At 71.1% G+C, this 21497-nt stretch carries 21 protein-coding genes and 2 pseudogenes; 9 read left to right on the forward strand and 14 right to left on the reverse strand.

What is annotated here, in order from left to right; all coding sequences use genetic code 11:
• Positions 1-33: 33 nt before the first annotated feature.
• Positions 34-1206, reverse strand: coding sequence for a transposase (locus QFZ74_RS10295; RefSeq protein ID WP_307620508.1), 1173 nt, complete (start codon positions 1204-1206; stop codon positions 34-36).
• Between the two features lie 32 nt (positions 1207-1238).
• On the opposite strand from QFZ74_RS10295, the gene tnpA reads away from it, so the two are divergent.
• The 4 genes and pseudogenes from tnpA (at position 1239) to QFZ74_RS10315 (ending at position 3787) form a co-directional block, all read left to right on the forward strand.
• A complete protein-coding gene (gene tnpA, locus QFZ74_RS10300; protein ID WP_307620509.1) occupies positions 1239-1667 on the forward strand; it encodes an IS200/IS605 family transposase in 429 nt (142 codons plus the stop codon).
• A 76-nt stretch (positions 1668-1743) separates the two neighbouring features.
• A pseudogene (locus QFZ74_RS10305) lies at positions 1744-2172 on the forward strand (oligopeptide/dipeptide ABC transporter ATP-binding protein); the annotation flags it as partial.
• 212 nt (positions 2173-2384) lie between these two features.
• A pseudogene (locus QFZ74_RS10310) lies at positions 2385-2852 on the forward strand (oligopeptide/dipeptide ABC transporter ATP-binding protein); the annotation flags it as partial.
• Positions 2852-3787, forward strand: a complete 936-nt coding sequence (locus QFZ74_RS10315; protein WP_307620510.1) for a dihydrodipicolinate synthase family protein — start codon at positions 2852-2854, stop codon at positions 3785-3787. The pseudogene QFZ74_RS10310 and the gene QFZ74_RS10315, both read left to right, overlap by 1 nt.
• 197 nt (positions 3788-3984) lie before the next feature.
• Here the strand turns inward: QFZ74_RS10315 and QFZ74_RS10320 are convergent, their stop codons facing one another.
• Both QFZ74_RS10320 and leuA read right to left on the reverse strand, forming a co-directional pair.
• Positions 3985-4680, reverse strand: a complete 696-nt coding sequence (locus QFZ74_RS10320) for a TerB family tellurite resistance protein (RefSeq protein WP_307620511.1) — start codon at positions 4678-4680, stop codon at positions 3985-3987.
• A 184-nt stretch (positions 4681-4864) separates the two neighbouring features.
• Entirely contained in the window at positions 4865-6586 is a 1722-nt protein-coding gene (gene leuA, locus QFZ74_RS10325) for a 2-isopropylmalate synthase (protein WP_307620512.1), read from the reverse strand.
• Between the two features lie 326 nt (positions 6587-6912).
• Here leuA and QFZ74_RS10330 point away from each other — a divergent pair, with 326 nt between their 5' ends.
• Both QFZ74_RS10330 and QFZ74_RS10335 read left to right on the forward strand, forming a co-directional pair.
• Complete coding sequence (locus tag QFZ74_RS10330) at positions 6913-7983, forward strand: M4 family metallopeptidase (RefSeq protein ID WP_307624102.1); 1071 nt, start codon at positions 6913-6915, stop codon at positions 7981-7983.
• A gap of 21 nt (positions 7984-8004) precedes the next feature.
• On the forward strand, positions 8005-8271 hold the full coding sequence (locus QFZ74_RS10335) for a protealysin inhibitor emfourin (RefSeq protein WP_307620513.1): 267 nt from the start codon (positions 8005-8007) through the stop codon (positions 8269-8271).
• Positions 8272-8687: 416 nt separating this feature from the next.
• Here QFZ74_RS10335 and era read toward each other — a convergent pair whose 3' ends face one another.
• Positions 8688-9650 (reverse strand): GTPase Era, encoded by a 963-nt coding sequence (gene era / locus QFZ74_RS10340; protein ID WP_307620514.1) that lies wholly within the window; start codon positions 9648-9650, stop codon positions 8688-8690.
• A gap of 176 nt (positions 9651-9826) precedes the next feature.
• Here era and QFZ74_RS10345 point away from each other — a divergent pair, with 176 nt between their 5' ends.
• Complete coding sequence (locus QFZ74_RS10345; RefSeq protein ID WP_307620515.1) at positions 9827-11137, forward strand: ammonium transporter; 1311 nt, start codon at positions 9827-9829, stop codon at positions 11135-11137.
• Positions 11134-11472 carry a P-II family nitrogen regulator gene (locus QFZ74_RS10350; protein ID WP_307620516.1) on the forward strand — a complete coding sequence of 113 codons (339 nt, stop codon included), beginning with the start codon at positions 11134-11136 and terminating at the stop codon, positions 11470-11472. The genes QFZ74_RS10345 and QFZ74_RS10350 overlap by 4 nt, the downstream gene beginning before the upstream one ends.
• Before the next feature lie 65 nt (positions 11473-11537).
• Here the strand turns inward: QFZ74_RS10350 and QFZ74_RS10355 are convergent, their stop codons facing one another.
• Both QFZ74_RS10355 and QFZ74_RS10360 read right to left on the reverse strand, forming a co-directional pair.
• Complete coding sequence (locus QFZ74_RS10355; protein ID WP_307620517.1) at positions 11538-11891, reverse strand: cytidine deaminase; 354 nt, start codon at positions 11889-11891, stop codon at positions 11538-11540.
• Positions 11892-11919: 28 nt separating this feature from the next.
• On the reverse strand, positions 11920-12795 hold the full coding sequence (locus QFZ74_RS10360) for a helix-turn-helix transcriptional regulator (RefSeq protein WP_307620518.1): 876 nt from the start codon (positions 12793-12795) through the stop codon (positions 11920-11922).
• A 90-nt stretch (positions 12796-12885) separates the two neighbouring features.
• Between QFZ74_RS10360 and QFZ74_RS10365 the strand changes: the two genes are divergently transcribed.
• Positions 12886-14355, forward strand: a complete 1470-nt coding sequence (locus QFZ74_RS10365; protein ID WP_307620519.1) for an MFS transporter — start codon at positions 12886-12888, stop codon at positions 14353-14355.
• Here QFZ74_RS10365 and QFZ74_RS10370 read toward each other — a convergent pair.
• From QFZ74_RS10370 to QFZ74_RS10405, 8 genes are all read right to left on the reverse strand, one after another.
• Complete coding sequence (locus QFZ74_RS10370; RefSeq protein WP_307620520.1) at positions 14317-14676, reverse strand: MmcQ/YjbR family DNA-binding protein; 360 nt, start codon at positions 14674-14676, stop codon at positions 14317-14319. The two genes, QFZ74_RS10365 and QFZ74_RS10370, sit on opposite strands and share 39 nt — an antisense overlap.
• Positions 14673-16025, reverse strand: coding sequence for a hemolysin family protein (locus QFZ74_RS10375; RefSeq protein WP_307620521.1), 1353 nt, complete (start codon positions 16023-16025; stop codon positions 14673-14675). Before QFZ74_RS10375 ends, QFZ74_RS10370 begins: the two co-directional genes overlap by 4 nt.
• A 9-nt stretch (positions 16026-16034) precedes the next feature.
• Positions 16035-16532, reverse strand: coding sequence for an rRNA maturation RNase YbeY (gene ybeY, locus QFZ74_RS10380; protein ID WP_307620522.1), 498 nt, complete (start codon positions 16530-16532; stop codon positions 16035-16037).
• Positions 16533-16544: 12 nt separating this feature from the next.
• Complete coding sequence (locus QFZ74_RS10385) at positions 16545-17615, reverse strand: PhoH family protein (protein ID WP_307620523.1); 1071 nt, start codon at positions 17613-17615, stop codon at positions 16545-16547.
• Positions 17616-17732: 117 nt separating this feature from the next.
• Positions 17733-18848, reverse strand: a complete 1116-nt coding sequence (locus QFZ74_RS10390) for a carbohydrate kinase family protein (protein ID WP_307624103.1) — start codon at positions 18846-18848, stop codon at positions 17733-17735.
• A gap of 183 nt (positions 18849-19031) precedes the next feature.
• The gene (locus tag QFZ74_RS10395) at positions 19032-20060 is read right to left on the reverse strand and encodes an adenosine deaminase (protein WP_307620524.1); all 1029 of its coding nucleotides are present in this window, start codon (positions 20058-20060) and stop codon (positions 19032-19034) included.
• Between the two features lie 20 nt (positions 20061-20080).
• Complete coding sequence (locus QFZ74_RS10400; protein ID WP_307620525.1) at positions 20081-20986, reverse strand: ribonuclease Z; 906 nt, start codon at positions 20984-20986, stop codon at positions 20081-20083.
• 6 nt (positions 20987-20992) lie between these two features.
• Positions 20993-21346, reverse strand: coding sequence for a histidine triad nucleotide-binding protein (locus QFZ74_RS10405; RefSeq protein ID WP_307620526.1), 354 nt, complete (start codon positions 21344-21346; stop codon positions 20993-20995).
• Positions 21347-21497 lie beyond the last annotated feature (151 nt).

Raw genomic sequence — 21497 nt, forward strand, 5'->3', positions numbered from 1 at the left:
GTCCCGGCTGCGTCCAGCCTTCGTGCTCGGTCGCTAGGCGAGGAGCGCGAGGGCAGGGGCCTGCGACTCGGCCCCGCGGACCCATTTCGACCAGCCGCGCTGGCTGATGTTGTGGGACGCGTTCAGGTCGGCGTGCTCAACGAAGCCGCAGACTCTGCAGGTGAAGGTGGCCTGGTCGGGCCGGTTCTTTCGGTCGGTGTGGTGGCACTGGGAGCATTCCTGGCTGGTGTACGCCGGGTTGACGTACACCACGGGGACCCCTGCGTGTTGGGCCTTGTAGCCGATGAAGGTGCCCAGCTGGTGGAAGGACCAGGAGTGCAACGTGACGCGTTGGGGCTTTCTCAGCCGTACCCGCTCGCGAATGCCCGTGAGGTCCTCCAGGGCGATGCCGCGTCCGGTGCGTTGTGCCGCCGCCACGATGGCCTTGCTGATCTTGTGGTTGATGTCGCGGGTCCTCCGCTTCTCCTTGCCCGCGTGCTTCTTCGCCCGCCGCTTGGCGGACTTGGTGCCCTTCCTCTGGAGCTTGCCGCGCAGCTTGCGGTCGGTTTCCCGGCGGCGGTTCGTCTTCCGTCCGCTGTGGCGGGTGCCGTCGGTGGTGGAGGCGATATTCACGATGCCCAGATCCACCCCGAGAAAGCCGACCGGGTGGGTGTTCAGCCCGGCCTCGGCGATCTCGCACGTGGCCAGCAGATACCACTGCCCGCCCTGGTAGAGCAGGTCGGACTCGCCCTGTCGGTGCGCGGCCACCACGGTGAGCTGCGCGGCCTGGCCGGTGAATCCCACACCCTTCAGGCGCCCGGCGGTCGTCCAGATCGAGACCGTGCGCTGCTCGTGCTGCCAGGACAGCATCCGATCGTCAAACGGCTGGGCCGCATCCTTACGGAAGGCAAGCGGCTTGCCCGCCGCCCTGGCGTACCGCTTGGTGCCCGGCCGTCCGTAGTTCCCGGCCTTCAGGTTGGCCCGCAGCGTGGTGTAGGCGTCGGCGGTCTTCTTGATGGAGTGCTGGGCGGCCTGCGCACCCAACCCCCACCGCTCCTTGACCTCCTGGTAACACCGTTCGCGCAGCGCCCGGTTGGAGGTGGCCTTGGCCTCGAAGCCGGTGGCCGACACCCAGGAGGCCGCCTCGTTGCACGCGCGCAGGGACGCCTCAAGTGCCGCCGCCTGCACGGGCGTCGGCAGAAGCTTGATGCGCACCACCAGTTTCATGCCCGCGAGGCTAGCACTCCTACAATCAGTCCATGTCACCTCGATGGGAGCCGAACCCCGATCTGAGGAGGGGTAGAACAGTTGTCCATACCCTCCATGCGCGCTTGGTCTTCACCCCGAAGTACCGGCGTGGACCCTTCACCGACGAGATCCTCGTCCGCTGCGAGGAGATCATGCGGGACGTCTGCGACGACTTCGGCGCGGAACTGACCGAGTTCAACGGCGAAACCGACCACGTCCACCTCCTCGTGCAATATCCCCCGAAGGTCGCCCTGTCCCGCCTGGTCGGCTCCCTCAAGGGCGTCTCCGCCCGACGCCTGCGCCAGGAGTTCCCCGACCACATCCGCACGTACCTCTGGGGCGACCACTTCTGGTCGCCCTCCTACTTCGCCGCCTCCGCCCAAGGCGCCCCCCTCGAAGTCATCAAGGAATACATCGAGAACCAGAAACGCCCCGGCTGAGCCCTCACGCCCGGCCGCGCCGGGACTCTCACCGGCTCCGCCGGTCACGAACCCGCGACGCTCCGCGTCGCAACCACGGGCGCAGATCATCGAACTCCTGCTGCGGCTGCGCGCCGAGCTGGGCTTCGCGCTGATCCTGGTCTCGCACGACCTGGCGCTGGTCGCGGACGTCACGGACCGGGTGGTGGTGATGTACGGCGGGTAGATCGTGGAGACGGGCGTGACCGCCGACCTGGTGGCCGCCCCGGCCCACCCCTACACGCGCGGCCTGCTGGGCAGCGTCCTGTCCCTGGAGGCGGCGGCCACCCGGCTGACCCAGATCCGCGGCACCGTCCCCGCCCCGGCCGACTTCCCCACGGGCTGCCGCTTCACCGACCGCTGCCCGCGGGTGAGCGAGGTGTGCCGGACGACCCCGCCCGGTCTGGCAGGACCCCACACGCACACGGCGGCCTGCCACCACCCGGTCGTCGACCTCATGTCCCCGGAATGCGAGGCGGTGAAGTGAGCGCGCTGGTCGAGCATTCCGAGCCCGTCGCCCCACCCGGCGGGGCGGCCCGCGCAGCCGGTGAGCCCGGCGGCGGCACGCGAACGACACAGGCTCCGGGTGGCCTCGCCGGCCCGCCCGACTGCCGGACCTCCGGCCGCCTTCCACCGGCAGGTGCCCCGGCGCCCAGGCAGAGCCAGGAGAGGGTCAAGTGAGCGCACAGGTGCGACCTCGCCCCGGACGTGTCGGTGCGGGCCCAGATCCTCAACCTCCTGCTGGACCTGAAGGAACGGCTCGGGCTGGCCCTGGTGTTCGTCTCGCACGACATCCAGACGGTCCGGCGGATGAGCGACCGTGTGATCACCATGTACCTGGGCCGGATCGTCGAGGAGACCCCGGCCGCCCTCGTCACCGACCGGGCCCGGCACCCGTACACCCGCGCCCTGTTCTCGGCCACGCCCGGGCTGCTGGACCCGATCGACCCGATCCCGCTGACCGGCCCGGTGCCCTCGGCGACCCGGCCGCCGAGCGGCTGCCCGTTCCGCACCCGCTGCTGGAAGGCCGACGACGTGTGCGCCACGGCGATGCCGGACTTCACGGCCGCGTCGCAGCCGGGACATCGCTTCCGCTGCCACCATCCTGTGCAGGAGGACCAGTCGACCCGCGACCTCGTACGCCAGAGTGTGCCCAGGGAGCCCTGATGACCTTGCCCACCCCGCTGACCGGTGTCGTCCCACCCGTCTGCACCCCTCTGACACCGGACGGCGAGGTGGACGTCCCCTCGCTGCTCGCCCTCGTCGACCATCTGGTGGCCGGCGGGGTGCACGGGCTGTTCGTGCTCGGCTCGTCCTCCGAGGCGGCGTACCTCACGGACCGGCAGCGGGAGCTGGTGGTGCGGGCGGTGACGGCGCACGTGGCCGGGCAGCTGCCCGTGCTGGCCGGGGCGATCGACATGACCACGCCCCGCGTGCGGGACCACGTCGCGGCGGTCACGGCGGCGGGCGCGGACGCGGTGGTCGTCACCGCCCCGTTCTACACGCGCACCCACCCCGCGGAGATCGCCCGCCACTACCGTCTGGTCGCGGCCGCCTCCCCCGTCCCGGTCGTCGCCTACGACATCCCCTCCGCCGTCGGCACCAAGCTCCCCGCCGAGATCCTGCTGGAGCTGGCGGCCGACGGGGTGCTGGCGGGGCTGAAGGACTCCAGCGGCGACCTCGGCGGCTTCCGCCGGATCGTCACCGGCGTCCGGGACCGGCCCGGGGCGAGCGGCTTCGCCCTGCTCACCGGCTCCGAGCTGGTCGTGGACTCGGCCCTCGCGCTGGGCGCCGACGGGGCGGTGCCGGGCCTGTCCAACGTCGACCCGCACGGCTACGTCCGCCTCTACCGCCTGTGCCGGGCGGGCGACTGGGACGGCGCGCGGGCCGAACAGGAGCGGCTGTGCGCCCTGTTCGGCATGGTGGGCGTCGGGGACCCGGCCCGGATGGGCGGCAGTTCCTCGGCCCTCGGCGCGTTCAAGGCGGCGCTGCACCTGCGCGGCGTCATCTCCTGCCCGGCGACGGCGGAGCCGCAGGTCCCGCTGTCGGGCGAGGAGACGGAACGGGTCGGCAAGTACCTGGCGGCGGCCGGGCTGCTGTGAGCCGGGGCGCCACGGCCCCTGTTGGCCGGGGCCCGTAGCCCCTGTGAGCCGCTGAGCCACGGCCGCGCTACCCCTGCGAGCACTGAGCCACGGCCCCGGCGCCTCTGTCGGCTGGGACGCCACCGGCCCTGTTGGCCGGGGCGCCACAGCCCCTGTAAGCCGGCGCCCCGCCGACCCTGTTGGCTCGGCCCCGCCCCTCAGGACGGGGTGCGCGCCGCTGCCAGCAGGCGGGTCACGTCGTCCGTGCCGAGGGTGAGGGCGGCGCCGACCGTGGCGAGGGTGTCGCGCTCGGCGGGCGTGTAGGGGCCGTCGGACAGGGCGATGCGGGCGGCCTGGAGGAGGATCGACTCGCGGCCGGCGCGGGCGAGGTGCGGGGCGAGCGGGTCGAGGGCCTCGTGCAGCTCTATGGCCAGCCCCGCGCCGTCCTGCTGGTCGAGGACCCGGCCGGTGTCGGCGGCCAGCGCCTCGACGAGCGCGGCGAGCTGTTCCTCGGTGCAGTCGGCGAAACCGGCCGCGCGGACCGCGCTCGCGGCCGTCTCCAGGGCCGTACGGGAGCCGGTGCCGCCCGCGGCCAGCACGGCCAGGGCGACGGTGTGCACGGCGTCGCGGAGCATCGCGGAGAAGCGGGCGGTGGTCGGATGGTCGAGGACGTCGGTGCCGTAGCGGTGGCCGCAGGCGGCGCACTCCACGACGGGCCCGGTCTCCCCGCGCGGCACCAGGGGCACGCCGAGGACGGTGAGGCGCCGGCGGCCGGTCAGCCGCTGGTAGTTGCGGTCGCCTCCGCAGCCGGGGCAGAAGAACTCGCCGTCCCCCACGGGTGTCCACGCGGTACGGGTGCCCAGGATCCGCACGACCCTGGTGGCACAGTCGTCTCGTCCCCGTACTGGCAGCACGTCGCACCTCCGTAACCCCGCGGCAACATCGCCGCGCTGGCGTGATGTTAGCCACATTGTCGACGTGGAGTCAGTACCCCGTAAGAGACCTTTCCGTGACCTGGGCGCGACGATGGCCGGTAATGGACGGGGCCCTGATCGTCGTATACGACGATCAGGGCCCCGAAACCCCCGGTCAGAGGGATCAGCGGGCCGCGCGGTTGACGGCCGAGACGACCGCCTTCAGCGACGCACGCGTCGTGTTCGCGTCGATTCCGATTCCCCACAGGATCTTGCCGTCGATCGCGCACTCGATGTAGGAGGCGGCCTGCGCGGAGGCGCCCTCGCTCATCGTGTGCTCCTGGTAGTCGAGCAGGCGTACGTCGATGCCGATGGACTCCAGGGCGTCGAAGAAGGCGGAGATCGGACCGTTGCCGGAGCCGGTCAGGACCGTGTCCTCGCCGTCGACGGTCGCCTCGACGGTGAGCGTGTCCACGCCGTCCGTGTCGGTGGTCGACTGTCCCGCCCTGACCTGGATCCGGCCCCAGGGGTTCTCCGGGTTGGGCAGGTACTCGTCCTGGAAGACCGTCCAGATGGCACCACCGGTGACCTCGCCGCCCTCGGCGTCCGTCTTCGCCTGGATGATCTTCGAGAACTCGATCTGCATCCGGCGGGGCAGGTCCAGCTTGTGGTCGTTCTTCAGGACGTACGCGACCCCACCCTTGCCGGACTGCGAGTTGACGCGGATGACCGCCTCGTAGGAGCGGCCGACGTCCTTGGGGTCGATCGGCAGGTACGGCACCGCCCACGCGATGTCGTCGACGGTGACGCCCTTGGCCTTCGCATCGGCCTCCATGGCGTCGAAGCCCTTCTTGATGGCGTCCTGGTGCGAGCCGGAGAAGGACGTGTAGACCAGGTCGCCCACGTACGGGTGGCGCGGGTGGACCTCCATCTGGTTGCAGTACTCCCACGTACGACGGATCTCGTCGATGTCGGAGAAGTCGATCTGCGGGTCGACGCCCTGCGAGAAGAGGTTCATGCCGAGGGTGACCAGATCGACGTTGCCGGTGCGCTCGCCCTGTCCGAACAGGCACCCCTCGACGCGGTCGGCGCCGGCCATCAGCGCCAGCTCGGCCGCCGCGACGGCCGTACCGCGGTCGTTGTGCGGGTGGACCGACAGGCAGACGTGCTCACGGCGGGAGAGGTTGCGGCCCATCCACTCGAAGCGGTCCGCGTGCGTGGACGGGGTCGAACGCTCCACCGTGGCGGGCAGGTTGAGGATGATCTCGCGGCCCGGGCCGGGCTGCCAGACGTCCATGACCGCCTCGCAGACCTCCAGCGCGAAGTCCAGCTCGGTGTCGGTGAAGATCTCGGGCGAGTACTGGTAGCCGAATTCGGTCTCGGGGCCCAGCAGCTTCTCGGCGTACTCCATCACCAGGCGGGTGCCGTCGACGGCGATCTGCTTGATGTCGTCCTTGGAGCCACGGAAGACGACCCGGCGGAAGACGGGGGCGGTGGCGTTGTACAGATGCACGGTCGCGCGCCTGGCGCCCTTCAGCGACTCCACGGTCCGCTCGATCAGATCCTCGCGCGCCTGGGTGAGGACGGAGATCGTCACGTCGTCCGGAATCGCGCCCTCCTCCTCGATGATCGAGCGCACGAAGTCGAAGTCGGTCTGGCCGGAGGCCGGGAAGCCGACCTCGATCTCCTTGTAGCCCATCGCGACCAGCTGGTCGAACATCCGGCGCTTGCGCTCGGGCGACATCGGGTCGATCAGGGCCTGGTTGCCGTCGCGCAGGTCGGTGGAGAGCCAGCGGGGAGCGGTCGTGACGCGCCGCTCCGGCCAGGTCCGGCCGGGGAGGTCCACCTGCTCGTACCGGCCGTACTTGTGGGTCGGCATGGGGCTGGGCTGCTGGCGGTTGGCCATGGTGCGAGGCTCCTCAGGGTGTCCGTGGGACGGAGGGTGTCCGGTGGGACGGCCGACGACACAACGCCAAGCGCCGCGGGGAGGGGGTCGGCCTCGACTACAGGCCCTCACCGCGGCAGCTAAGGAGAAGCAGCCCGAAACGCATGATGCTCCGCATGCTAGTCGAGCCCCCTCCGGATGCGGACGCCCGTATCACTATGCGAAACCGAAAAGTAGGACGGCATACCACCCGCCCTGCCGATACGGGCCGAGGCACCCCAAAATTTCCCCCATCACGGTTGCAGCTAGTGACAGACAGATAACTCAGTGCAATGGTGCGTGGCATGATGACGACCCACGGGGGCTTCGAGCCCGTCTTCTGCACCATCGTCCCGCCCCACCTCCTCGACAAGCTCGCCCAGGACGGCGACGCCGCCCTGTCCGGCCCCGCGCGCCGGACCCTGGAGCGCGACGCCCTCGAGCGCACCCGCCGCCGGCTGACCACGGTCGTCGGCGCCACGTCCGTCGCCGCGCCCGCGGGTGCGGCCGCCGACCAGCCGCACCGCACCGTCTACGACGCGCGGCACACCGAGAACCTGCCCGGCGAGAAGGTCCGCGCCGAGGGCTCGGCCCCCGGCAAGGACGCCACCGTCAACCGCGCCTACGCGGGCCTCGGCGCCACCTTCGAGCTGTACCTGAAGGCGTACGGCCGCAACTCCATCGACGGCGAGGGCCTGCCGCTCGACGCCACCGTGCACTTCGGCGAGAACTACGACAACGCCTTCTGGAACGGCGAGCAGATGGTGTTCGGCGACGGGGACAACGAGGTCTTCCTCGACTTCACCATCCCGGTCGACGTCATCGGCCACGAGCTGACCCACGGCGTCACGCAGTACACCGCGAACCTCACGTACTTCGGCCAGTCCGGCGCACTCAACGAGTCGATCTCGGACGTCTTCGGCTCGCTGATCAAGCAGTACTCGCTGGGCCAGACCGCCGCCGAGGCCGACTGGCTGATCGGCGCCGGCCTGCTCGCCCCGCGCGTCACCGGCACCGCCCTGCGCTCCATGAAGGCCCCGGGCACGGCGTACGACGACGACGTCCTCGGCAAGGACCCGCAGCCCGCGACGATGGACGACTACGTCCGGACCGGCCGCGACAACGGCGGCGTGCACATCAACTCCGGCATCCCCAACCACGCGTTCTACCTGGCCGCCACCACCCTCGGCGGCAACTCCTGGGAGCGGGCGGGCCAGATCTGGTACGACGTCCTCACCGGCGGCGAACTCATCGCCAAGGCCACGTTCACGGACTTCGCCAAGCTGACGGTGAAGGCGGCCCGGGCCCGCTACAAGGACGGCGAGGAACTCCAGGCCGTTCTGAAGGCGTGGGAGCAAGTCGGTGTGCAGACGGCGTAGTTCCGTACTACACAGGGACTCATGCATATCGAGGTGAGGCGCACGGGCGGTTTCGCGGGCATCGAACGCCACGCGGAAGTGGACACCACGGACCGCCCCGACGCCCAGCACTGGCAAACCCTGGCCGAACAGGCCCTGACCCCCGCGTCACCCACCCCCTCGAGGGGCGTACCGGACGGCTTCCACTACGAGATCACGGTAGACGGCAAAACAATCCACACCGCCGACCCCCACGTGACGGAACCCCAACGGGAGCTGATCTCAAGAGTGTTGAAGGAGGGGGCGTAGTTCTCGGGAGTCGGGTTCGGGTTCGGGGGCGGGCGCAGTCAGGCGTTCGGGGCGCACGGTCAGGTGAGGCCGGGGGCCCTGATAGGGGCGCAAGGGACGCGGGCCCGCCGGGGCCGGGGGCGCAGTCCCCGCCCGGCCCGGGCCCCGGGGGTGCAGGGGGCGGAGCCCCCGCCGGGGTCTGGGCCCGGGGGTGCAGGGGGCGGAGCCCCTGCCGGGGTCTGGCCCCGGGGGTGCAGGGGGCGGAGCCCCCGCCGGGGTCTGGGGCGGAGCCCCAGGGCCGAACCTTTCGACTTACCGAGTCGGGCGGGTGGGTGGGCGACTCGCAGGGGACGCAAGTCCCGCCGGGGGGCCGGGGCGGAGCCCCGGGGCGGGACCTCTCCACCCACCGAGTCGGGCGGGTGGGTGGGCAAAGAAGGTCAGAAGCCCAGCTTACGGAGCTGCTTCGGGTCGCGCTGCCAGTCCTTGGCCACCTTCACGTGCAGATCCAGAAAGACCGGCGTCCCCAGCAGCGCCTCGATGTGCTTGCGGGACTTGATGCCGACCTCCTTCAGCCGCTTGCCCTTGGGCCCGATGATGATGCCCTTCTGGCTCGGCCGCTCGATGTACACGTTGGCGTGGATGTCGAGCAGCGGCTTGTCCGCCGGCCGGTCCTCGCGCGGGAGCATCTCCTCCACGACCACCGCGATGGAGTGCGGCAGCTCGTCGCGTACACCCTCCAGCGCCGCCTCCCGGATCAGCTCGGCGACCATCACCTGCTCGGGCTCGTCCGTCAGATCGCCCTCGGGGTAGAGCGCGGGCCCCTCCGGCAGCAGCGGCACGATCAGGTCGGACAGCAGGTCCACCTGCTCGTCCCCGACCGCCGACACCGGGATGATCTCCGCCCACTCGAAGCCGAGCTCCGTGGCGAGCTGGTCGATCGCGATGAGCTGCTCGGCGAGCGTCTTGGAATCCACCAGGTCGGTCTTCGTGACGATCGCGATCTTCGGCGTCTTCTTGATCGACGCCAGCTCCTTCGCGATGAAGCGGTCACCGGGGCCGATCTTCTCGTTCGCCGGCAGGCAGAAGCCGATCACGTCGACCTCGGCCCACGTCGTGCGCACGATGTCGTTCAGCCGCTCGCCCAGCAGCGTGCGCGGCTTGTGCAGCCCGGGGGTGTCGACCAGGATCAGCTGGGCGTCCGGACGGTGGACGATGCCCCGTACCGTGTGCCGCGTCGTCTGCGGCTGGTTGGCGGTGATCGCCACCTTCTGCCCGACGAGAGCGTTCGTGAGGGTGGACTTGCCCGCGTTGGGGCGGCCCACGAAGCAGGCGAAGCCGGCACGGTGGGCGGCCTCGGCCGACTGCTCGGATGACTGGGTACGAACGCTCATGGCGCCCATTGTCCCTGATCCCGGACGCCACTTCTCCCTGACCTCGCCGCCTGCCCGGCACGACACCCCACCGTGAGCACCCGGTAACCTCCGCGCAACGAAACGTCACCGAAACACACCCGTAGACATCCGGAAACGCGCACCGGTGACCCTCTGACGAGCCCCCACACCGTTGGAGACACCCCGTGCCCCTCGCCGCCGCGAAACTGGACACCGGCGACACCGCCTGGCTGCTCGCCGCCACCGCACTCGTCCTGCTGATGACCCCGGGACTGGCCCTCTTCTACGGCGGCATGGTCCGTACGAAGAGCGTCCTCAACATGCTGATGATGAGCTTCGTGTCGATCGCCCTGGTCACCGTGGTGTGGCTGGCGGCCGGCTACTCCCTCGCGTTCGGCGACGACGCGTTCGCCGGGCTCGTCGGCTCCCTCGGCCACGCGGGGATGGCGGGCCTCGGCCCCGGCAGCGTCCAGGGCACGGTGCCCACCCTCCTCTTCGCCACCTTCCAGCTCACCTTCGCGATCATCACGGCCGCCCTGATCAGCGGCGCCGTCGCCGACCGGACACGGTTCGGGGCGTGGCTGGTCTTCGTCCCCGTCTGGGCGCTGCTCGTCTACGTCCCCGTCACCCACTGGGTGTGGGGTCCCGGCGGCTGGATCAGGGACGGGCTCGGCGCGCTCGACTTCGCCGGCGGCCTCCCGGTCGAGATCACCTCCGGCGCCTCGGGTCTCGCCCTGTGCCTGGTCCTCGGTCCGCGCCTCGGCTTCAAGAAGGACGCGATGCGCCCGCACAACCTGCCGATGGTCGTGATCGGCGCGGGTCTGCTCTGGTTCGGCTGGTTCGGCTTCAACGCGGGCTCCGCGCTCGGCGCGAACGGCCTCGCCGCCGCCGCGTTCCTCAACACCCTCGCCGCGGGCTGCACGGGCCTGCTCGGCTGGCTCTTCGTCGAGCACAAGCGCGACGGCCACCCCACCACCCTGGGCGCGGCCTCCGGCGCGGTCGCGGGCCTGGTGGCGATCACCCCGTCCTGCGGCTCGGTCTCGCTGCTCGGCTCGCTGGCCGTCGGTCTGGTCGCGGGTGTCGTCTGCTCGTACGCCGTGGGCTGGAAGTTCAAGCTGAACTACGACGACTCGCTCGACGTCGTCGGCGTCCACCTGGTCGGCGGGATCATCGGCACCGTCCTCATCGGCCTGTTCGCGGTCCGGGAGATGACCGGTGGACCGCAGGGGCTGCTGTACGGCGGCGGGCTCGCGCAGCTCGGCAGGCAGCTGGTGGCCGTGGCGGTCGTCGCGACGTACGCCTTCGCCGTCACGTACGGCATCGGCAAGCTGATCGACAAGGCCATGGGCTTCCGCGCGAGCGAGGAGGAGGAGCGGGAGGGCCTGGACCTTACGGTGCACGCCGAGACGGCCTACGATCACGGGGTCCTGGGCCACGGCGCCCCGGTCGCCCACTCCGCAGTCTCCTCCGCGCAGAAGGTCAACCGCCCGGCATGAAGCTCATCACCGCGATCGTGAAGCCGTACCGCCTCGACGAGGTCAAGAACGCCCTCCAGGAACTCGGCGTGCACGGCCTGACCGTGACCGAGGCCAGCGGATACGGCCGGCAGCGCGGCCACACCGAGGTGTACCGCGGCGCCGAGTACCGCGTCGACCTGGTGCCGAAGGTCCGTATCGAGGTCGTCGTCGAGGACGCCGACGCGGACGCCGTGATCGACGCGGTCGTCCGGGCCGCGCACACCGGGAAGATCGGCGACGGGAAGGTCTGGGCGGTGCCCGTCGAGACCGTCGTACGGGTGCGCACCTCAGAGCGCGGTCCCGACGCGCTCTGACCGGCGGCGCCCTTCACGATCTGCTTCAACCGGTCAGGGTCTGCTTCCGCCGGTCAGGATCTGCTTCAGCCGGTGGAGACGGTCAGCCGGACCGCACCGTCCGGGCCCGCCACCAGCACCGGCGTCCCGGCACCGCCCAGGTCCCGTACGGCCGCCAGGTCCTCGGGGGCGGCGCCGTCGGCCTCCGTGACGACCGCCGCCGCCTCCAGCGACCTGGCCCCGGACGCCACCGCCATCGCGACCGCGGTCCGCAGTGCGCTCAGCTTCAGCGAGTCGAGGGCCACGGTCCCGGCGACGTACGTACGGCCCGTCTCGTCGCGCACCGCCGCGCCCTCGGGCACCCCGTTGCGGGCCCGGGCGGAACGGGCCAGGGTGACGATCTTGCGGTCTTCCGGGTCAAGCGCGTTGGTGTCCGTCATGCCCTGAGCATACGAAGTCCGGCTCACCTCAGCCCGCGACGGGGTGGAGCGCCCCGCGCCGCCCCTCCGGCGAGGCCAGCCACTCCAGCTTCGCGGCGGTGTCCGCCTCGTCCAGCGGGGTATGCAGAACGACCGTCAGATCGGGCCGGGCCGGCAGCTTCATCGCCGTCGACTCCACGCACAGCAGCCCGACCAGCGGATGCTCCAGCTCCTTGCGGATCTGCCCGGCGTCCTCGATGTCCCGCTCGGCCCACAGCGCGGTGAACTCCGGGCTGGACTCGGTCAGTTCGGCCAGCAGTGCCTGGAACCCCTCGTCGTCGGGGCGGCAGGAGCTGGCGGCCCGGAACTGGGCGACCACCGCACGGGCGTTGCGCTCCCAGCTCCTCGCCCGCGACCGGTACAGCGGGTCCGTGAAGTAGTCGACGACGCAGTTCTGGGTGGTGCCGGGCCGCATGCCGAGCACGATCGCGGCGGCGTCGTTGTACATCACGCAGTTGTAGTACATGTCCATGATGTGCGCCGGGTACGGCATCCAGGTGTCGATGACCCGCCGCAGCCCCTCGCACATGTCCCGCTTCTCCGGCGCCACTTCGGGCGCGGGCGGGTTCAGTCCGGCGAGGACGTACAGGTGCCGCCGCTCGGCGTTGCTGAGCCGCAGCACCCGTGCGACGGAGTCGAGGACCTGCGGCGAGACGGAGATGTCCCGGCCCTGCTCCAGCCACTGGTACCAGGAGGCGCCCACGCCGGCGAGCACGGCGACCTCCTCGCGGCGCAGTCCGGGCGTGCGCCGCCGTCCCCCGCCGCCCGGCAGTCCGGCCTCGGCCGGGGACACCCGGGCCCGCCGGCTCCGCAGGAACTCGCGCAGTTCGCCCAGCCGACGGCTCTTCAACTCGTCGTCCGCCACGTGCAGATCCCCCTCGCACTGTCTGGTGGTGCCACCACCACCATAAGTTCCGGCTCCCCGCGCTTATTCCGGCCGCGGCAGGCTCGTGCCATGGCGATCGACACCTCCCTCTCCCCCGCCCCCACGCCCGGACCGGACGACGTACAACCGTCCCGGACGGCCCGGCTGTCGCGGCGCGACACGCTCGTCCTGCTGGTCCTGTGCGCGGCCCAGTTCATGGTCTCGCTCGACTTCTCCGTGCTGAACGTGGCACTGCCCGCGCTCGGCGACGACCTCGGCATGAGCCGCTCCGCCCTCCAGTGGGCGGTCACCGCCTTCGCGTTGCCCTCCGGCGGCTTCCTGCTGCTGTCCGGCCGGATCGGCGACCTGTTCGGTCGCCGCAGGCTGTTCCTCATCGGGCTCGCCCTGTTCGGCGCGGCCTCGCTGCTCGCGACGTTCGCCTGGGACCCGGCGTCCTTCCTCGCCGGCCGGGCGCTGCAGGGCCTGGGCGCGGCGGCGATCGTCCCGACCGGCATGTCCCTGCTCACCACCACCTTCGCGGAGGGCCCGGCCCGCGACCGCGCGCTGAGCATCTCGGGCACGCTGCTCTCGCTCGGCTTCACGATCGGCATGGTCGCGGGCGGCGTACTGACCGACACCCTCGGCTGGCGTTCCACGATGGGCCTGCTCTCGGTGTTCGCACTGCTCGCACTGGTCCTGGCGCCCGGTCTGCTGCCCGAGTCGCGTTCCCCGGAGCGCCCGCGGCTGGACGTGCCCGGCGCGGTGACCGTCACCGGCGGCCTGCTCGCGCTGATCTACGCCCTGTCGACGGCCGCCGACCGCGGCTTCGGCCACGGCGACGTCGTCGTCACCCTGGTCGCGGGCCTCGCGCTGCTCGCCGCCTTCACCGTCGTCGAGTCGCGCGCCGAGGCTCCGCTGGTCTCGCTGCCCATGCTGCGCCGCCGCACGGTGGCCTGGGGCAACCTGGGCGGTCTGGTCACGTTCTCGATGATGTCGGCGGTGGTCTTCGTGCTGACGCTGTACTTCCAGGAGGTCCTGGGGCTGTCGGCCTTCGAGACGGGGCTCGTCTTCGGTGTGCAGGGCGTTCTGTCGGCGGTCGCCGGCGCCTGTGCCCCGAGGGTCATCGGCCGCTTCGGCGCCCGGCGTACGCTGGTCGGCTCGCTCGCCGGACAGGGTGCGCTGGTCGCCGCCCTGCTCGGCCTGGACGCCCACACCTGGTCGGTGTGGCTCGCGACGGCGGCCGTGTCGCTGGCGAGCATGTGCCACCTGGGCGCGATCATCTCCTACGGCCTGACCGTCGCCTCCGGCGTCCCGGACGAGGAGCAGGGCCTGGCCACCGGGCTGATCACCTCGACGCAGCAGGTCGGCATCACCGTCGGCATCCCGCTGCTCGGCGTCCTGGCGACGACCTCCGCGGACCTGCTGTCCGGCGTCCGCACGGTGCTGGCGCTGGACGCGGCGATCGTGCTCGCGGCGGCGGTCCTGGTCGGCCTGGGGCTGCGGAGCCGGCGCCAGGCCGCCTCAGGGGCGGTCGAGCCGGAGGCGCTCGGCGCGCGGTAGCCCGGCGACGACCAGGTCGTACGAGTCCTCGACGAGCTCCCGGACCAGCCGGTCCGGGAGCTCGTCGCCGACGGTGACGGTGTTCCAGTGCCGCTTGTTCATGTGGTACCCGGGGAGGATCAGGCCCGGGTACTCGCCGCGCAGCCGGACCGCCTCGTCCGGGTCACACTTGAGGTTGATCCTCAGGGGGCGCGCGCCGAGGTCGGTCAGCGCGAAGAGCTTGCCCAGGACCTTGAAGACCGAGGTCTCCGGGTTGAACGGGAAGTCCTCCACGGCCGCGTTGAACGACAGGCAGAACGCGCGCAGTTCCTGAGGTCTCACGCGGGCCTCGTCTCCTGCTCATCGCGGGCGCGGGCCTCCGCCCGCTCGGGCGAGCCCGGGAGGGAGGGCCGGTCCGCCTCGCCCGCCGGCTCCACCAGCACGGTCACGATCTTGTTCCGGCGGCCGGCCGCGGCCTCGGCGGTGAGCCGCAGCTCGCGTCCGTCGGGGAGTTCCACGGCCGAGGAGGCACCGGCGATCGGCACCCGGCCGAGGGCCTTGGCGAGCAGGCCGCCGACGGTCTCGACGTCCTCGTCGTCGTAGCTCTCCAGGCCGTACAGCTCGCCGAGGTCGGTGATGTCGAGGCGGGCGGTGACCCGGTAGCGGTCGTCGCCGAGCTCCTCCACGGGCGGCAGCTCACGGTCGTACTCGTCGGTGATCTCGCCGACGATCTCCTCGAGGATGTCCTCGATGGTGACGATGCCGGCCGTGCCGCCGTACTCGTCGATGACGACGGCGACGTGGTTGCGCTCCTTCTGCATCTCGCGCAGCAGGTCGCCGGCGTTCTTGGTGTCGGGCACGAAGACGGCGGGGCGCATGGCCGTGGACACCAGGTCGTTCTCGGCGTCGCGGCTGATGTGCGTCTTGCGGACCAGGTCCTTGAGATACACGATGCCGACGATGTCGTCCTCGCTCTCGCCGGTGACCGGGATGCGCGAGAAGCCGGAGCGCAGGGCGAGGGTGAGCGCCTGGCGGATGGTCTTGTACCGCTCGATGACGATCAGGTCGGTGCGGGGGACCATGACCTCGCGTACGAGGGTGTCGCCGAGCTCGAAGACCGAGTGGACCATGCGGCGCTCGTCGTCCTCGATCAGCGACTCCTTCTCCGCCAGGTCGACCATCGCACGCAGCTCGGCCTCGGAGGCGAACGGACCGCGACGGAAGCCCTTGCCGGGAGTCAGCGCGTTGCCGATGAGGATGAGCAGCGACGGGACCGGACCCATGACGCGGGCGAGCGGCAGCAGCGCGTAGGCGGCCGCCGTCGCCGTGTTCAGCGGGTGCTGGCGGCCGATGGTGCGCGGGGAGACGCCGACGGCGACGTACGACACCAGGACCATGACGCCGATGGCGGCGAGCAGCGCCTGCGCGGTGCCGCGGATCTCCTGGAGGCACGCGTACGTGACCAGGGCCGCGGCGGCCATCTCACAGGCGACGCGGACCAGCAGGGCCACGTTGAGGTAGCGGGTCGGGTCGGCGGCGACCTGGGCGAGCTTGGCGCTGCCGCGCCGCCCGGACTTCACCGCCTCCTCGGCCCGGAAACTGGACACGCGCGCGATGCCCGCCTCGGCGCAGGCGGCGAGCCATGCGACGACGACGAGGGCGACCGCGCCGACGACGATCTGCGGACTCATACGCCCCTCTTACGAGACCGTCGGCGCCGGGGACGGGCCGGTCAGGCCCTTCTCCGCGCGCCAGCCGTCCACGATGGCCGCCTGGAGGCCGAACATCTCCGCCTTCTCGTCGGGCTCCTCGTGGTCGTACCCGAGCAGGTGCAGCACGCCGTGGACGGTGAGCAGTTGAAGCTCCTCGTCCATGGAGTGCTGCGTGGGCGCCTCGGCGCCCTGCCTGGTGGCGACCTCCGGGCACAGCACGATGTCACCGAGGAGTCCCTGCGGGGGCTCCTCCTCGTCCTTCGAGGGCGGCCGCAGCTCGTCCATCGGGAACGACATGACATCGGTGGGGCCCGGGAGGTCCATCCACTGGATGTGCAGCTGCTCCATGGCGTCGGCGTCCACGACGATCACCGAGAGCTCGGAGAGCGGGTGGATGCGCATCCGCGCGAGCGCGTAGCGGGCGATGTCGAGGATCGCCTGCTCGTCGACCTCGGTTCCGGACTCGTTGTTGACGTCGATCGACATGGTCGTGCTGGTCTACTTCCCCTTGTGTCCGGCCTTGCCGCGGCTGTGCCCCTTGGGGGTGCCGTTCTCCGTGCCGTGCCTGCTGTCGTACTGCTCGTACGCGTCGACGATACGGCCCACGAGCTTGTGCCGGACGACATCCTGCGACGACAGCCGCGAGAAGTGCACGTCGTCGACGCCCTCGAGGATCTCCTGCACCTGCCGGAGACCGGACTTGTTGCCGTTCGGCAGGTCGACCTGCGTCACGTCACCGGTGATGACGATCTTCGAGTCGAAGCCGAGGCGGGTGAGGAACATCTTCATCTGCTCGGGGCTGGTGTTCTGGGCCTCGTCCAGGATGATAAAAGCATCATTAAGGGTGCGACCCCGCATATATGCCAGCGGCGCCACCTCAATGGTCCCCGCCGCCATCAACCGCGGAATGGAATCCGGGTCCAGCATGTCGTGCAGCGCGTCGTAGAGCGGGCGCAGGTACGGGTCGATCTTCTCGTAGAGCGTGCCGGGCAGGAAGCCGAGGCGCTCTCCGGCCTCGACCGCCGGGCGGGTCAGGATGATCCGGTTGACCTGCTTGGACTGCAGGGCCTGGACCGCCTTGGCCATGGCCAGGTAGGTCTTGCCGGTACCGGCGGGGCCGATGCCGAAGACGATCGTGTGCTTGTCGATCGCGTCGACGTACCGCTTCTGGTTGAGCGTCTTGGGGCGGATGGTGCGGCCGCGCGAGGACAGGATGTTCTGGGTGAGCACCTCGGCCGGTGTCTCCTCGGGACCCTCCCCGTTCTCGCTCGCCTTGAGCATGGCGATCGAGCGTTCCACTGCGTCCTCCGTCATCGGCTGCCCGGTGCGGAGCACCAGCATCATCTCGTCGAACACGCGCTGGATGAGGGCGACTTCACGAGCGTCGCCGACCGCGCTGATCTCGTTGCCCCGGACGTGGATGTCGGCCGCCGGGAAGGCCTTCTCGATCACGCGCAGGAGGGAGTCGCCGGAACCCAGCACGGTGACCATGGGGTGCTGGGCAGGGACCGTGAACTGTGCTCTCGCCTGGTCCTGCGCGGCGCTGTGAGCTGTGGGTGTCTGAGTCATGGGCCGGCTCTGTAGGCCTGCGGTTCCTCCTCGTCACGGCCGCACCGCCGAGGGCGGCCTCGCGGTTCCAGGGTACGACGGTGGAGTGACAACGCCGTAAGTCTTTTCCGCGGTTGTTCAGGCCGGTCGCCTGAAGCCGATCGTCGGGACCGCTCTGCGCAGGGGCCAGGGGCTTACCGGATCTCGGGGGATCAGGTCGGCCAGGAAGGCGTAGCGGCTCAGGGCGGCGGGGTCCTGGGTCTCGACGGACTGGACCTTGCGCCACCAGGCGCCGATCTCGGCCCAGCCGGGGGCGGAGAGGGAGCCGCCGAACTCCTGGACGGAGAGGGCGGCGGTGAGGCCCGCGAAGGCGAGGCGGTCGGCGAGCGGCCAGCCGGCCAGGCTGCCGGTGACGAAGCCGGCCACGAACACGTCCCCGGCGCCGGTCGGGTCGAGTGCCTCGACGGCGATGGCGGGCACCTCGGCAGCCTCCCCGGTGCGCCGGTCGACGGCGTACGCGCCCTCGGCGCCCAGGGTCACCACCGCCACCGGCACGTGCCGGGTCAGGGCGTGCGCGGCCGCGCGCGGGCAGTCGGCGCCGGTGTAGCGCATCGCCTCGGCGGCGTTCGGGAGGAATGCCTCGCAGTGCGCCAGGTCGGGGAGGGCCGCCAGGTCCCAGGCGCCCGTGTCGTCCCAGCCGACGTCGGCGAAGACCCGGGTGCCCTCGCTCGCGGCGTGGCCGATCCAGTGGGCGCTCACGCCCGGCGTCAGGGAGGCGACGGCGGCCCGCGCGCGGGGCGGGCAGTCCGGCGCCGGCTCCTCCGGGGGCGGCTCGTGTCCGTGCGAGACCATCGTGCGCTCGCCCTCGTACGCCATCGAGACGGTGACCGGCGAGTGCCAGCCGGGCACGGTGCGCGAGGGGGAGAGGTCGATGTTCTCGCCCCGGGCGAGCGCGTCCCAGCAGTAGTCGCCGTAGTGGTCGTCGCCGAAGGCCGCGGCGAGGGAGGTCCGCAGCCCGAGCCGGGCCAGCGCGGTGGCCATGTTGGCCACGCCGCCGGGGCTGGAGCCCATCCCCCGCGCCCAGGACTCCGTACCGCGCACCGGGGCGCAGTCAAGGCCGGTGAAGACGATGTCCAGGAAGACGGTGCCGGTCAGGTACACGTCCCAGGGCGGGTCGGCCGCCGTGCGCAGGCCGGCCAGCGGGTCGGTCTCGGACTGACGGTGCGGCTGCTCCAGGACGTACTCGGGCTGCAGGACGTGGTGTTCCGTTTCCCGTACGTGCTCCGGTTCCCGTACGTGCTCCGGTTCCCGTACGTGCTCCGGTTCCCCTCCGGCATACGCGTTGGACGCGGTCACGGTGCGCTCCCTGACGTCGTGCGGACCCGGCCAGTGTGCACCACGGCAGGAAGCACGGGAGGGACACGGGAGGCGACGGGCCTAGGAGAACGTGTACGCGTCCACCTCGGCGAGATACCGTGCGCGCCGCTCCTCGTCGTCCTCCAGGAAGGAGGCGAGGAAGGAGTTGCGGGCCAGCTCGCGCATCTGTTCCTTGGTCAGCCCCAGGCTGTCGTGCACGGCGTGGTAGTTGTCGGCGACGTAGCCGCCGAAGTAGGCCGGGTCGTCGGAGTTGACGGTGCACAGCAGCCCGGCGTCGAGCATGGCCGGCAGCGGGTGGTCGGCGAGGACGTCGACGGCGCGCAGCCGGACGTTGGACAGCGGGCACAGGGTCAGCGGGATGCGTTCGCGCACCAGTCGCTCGACCAGCGCCGGGTCCTCCATGCAGCGCAGCCCGTGGTCGACGCGCTCCACGCCGAGCACGTCGAGGGCCTCGGTGATGTACTCCGGCGGTCCCTCCTCACCGGCGTGCGCCACCCGGCGCAGACCGAGCGCGGCGGCGGCCTCGTACACCTCGCGGAACTTCACCGGCGGGTGGCCGACCTCGGCCGAGTCCAGGCCGACACCGGTGATCCGGTCCAGGTAGGGCCGGGCCAGCTCCAGGGTCTGAAGCGCCGACTCGGCGGTCTCGTCGCGCAGGAAGCACAGGATCAGCCTGGTGGAGATGGCCGGGCTCTCCTCTCCCCCACTCTCGGCTTCGCTCGAGCGGGGGGACCCCCAGCTGCCCAACGCCCGCCACAGCCCCTCCACGACGGTTCCCATCGACACGCCGCGCGCGAGGTGGGCCTGCGGGTCGAAGAAGATCTCCGCGTGCCGCACGCCCTGCTCGGCGGCGCGGGCGAGGTAGGCGTTCGCGAGGTCCTCGAAGTCCTGCTCGGTGCGCAGGACGGCCATCAGCTCGTAGTACAGGTTCAGGAAGGACTGGAGGTCCTCGAACTGGTACGCCTTGCGCAGCTCGTCGGTGGTCTCGTACGGCAGCGTGACGCCGTTGCGCTCGGCGAGGCGGAAGGCGAGCTCGGGTTCGAGGGTGCCTTCGATGTGCAGGTGCAGCTCTGCTTTGGGGAGGGGCATCAAAGCATCGTACGGGCGTTTTATGCGCGCTTCGGCACCGGCACTCGCAGCAGGTCGTGAGCTACCGTCAGCTCCCCCTCGAAACCGGCCGCCCGGGCCTGCCGCCCGAACTCCTCGGGGTCGGAGTAGCGCTGGCTGAAGTGGGTGAGCACCAGGTGGCGCACCCCGGCGTCGCGCGCCACCGACGCCGCCTGCCCGGCCGTCAGATGGCCGTGCTCGACGGCCAGGTCGATGTCCTCGTCGAGGAAGGTGGACTCGATGACGAGCATGTCGCAGCCCTCGGCGAGCGCGTACGCCCCCTCGCACAGGCGCGTGTCCATGACGAACGCGAACCGCTGTCCGCGGCGCACCTCGCTGACCTCGTCGAGCGTGACGTCCCCGAGCCGTCCCTCGCGCTGGATCCGGCCGACGTCGGGGTCTTTGATGCCGTGCGCGGCGAGCCGTTCGGGCAGCATGCGACGCCCGTCGGGTTCGACAAGCCGGTAGCCGTAGGAGTCGACGGGGTGGGAGAGCCTGCGGGCCTGAAGGGTGTACGACGCGGTCACCGCGAGGTCGCCGTCGGCGTCGACCGGGGCCTCGGTGATCCGGGCCGTCTCCCGGTAGGCGGTGGCGTACCGCAACCGGTCGAAGAAGCGCTGCCCGGAGCGCGGATAGTGGGCGGTGACCTCGTGCGGCACCTTGTCGAGGTTGATCCGCTGGACCACTCCGGGCAGGCCCAGCGCGTGGTCGCCGTGGAAATGGGTGACACAGATCCGGTTCAGGTCGTGGGCGGCGGCCCCGGCCCGCAGCATCTGGCGCTGCGTGCCCTCCCCCGGGTCGAACAGGATGCCCTCGCCGTCCCAGCGCAGCAGGTAGCCGTTGTGGTTGCGGTGCCGGGTGGGGACCTGGCTGGCGGTGCCGAGGACCACCAGTTCACGGACGGACACGGTGACTTATCCCGGGGGCCACTGCAGACCGCGCCCGCCGAGGACGTGTGCGTGGGCGTGCCAGACGGTCTGTCCGGCGCCGCTGCCGGTGTTGAAGACGACGCGGTAGCTCTCCAGCTTGTCGTCGTCGGCGACGGCCTGCGTCTCGCGCAGTATGTCGGCGGCGACGTCCGGCCTGGCGGCGGCGAGTTCGGCCGCGTCCCGGTAGTGCACCTTGGGGATCACCAGGACGTGGGTGGGCGCCTGGGGATTGATGTCCCGGAAGGCGATCGTCGTCTCCGTCTCCCGGACGATGGTCGCCGGAATCTGCCCCGCGACGATCTTGCAGAACAGGCAGTCTTCCTGCGGCTCCCCAGCCATGTGCCCTCCGGCGGTTGAGCGGGATCAGGTTTACGGGGGGCATCGTATCGTCGTCGGGTGCGGGTGTGCCGTGGCTGGTCGCTCCCCCAAGCTCTCGACTCGTTCGAGCAGGGAGGTACCCCCATCGCGGCGGAGCCGTATATCGATACAG

The sequence above is a fragment of the Streptomyces sp. V3I7 genome (genome assembly GCF_030817495.1).
Lineage (GTDB): Bacteria > Actinomycetota > Actinomycetes > Streptomycetales > Streptomycetaceae > Streptomyces.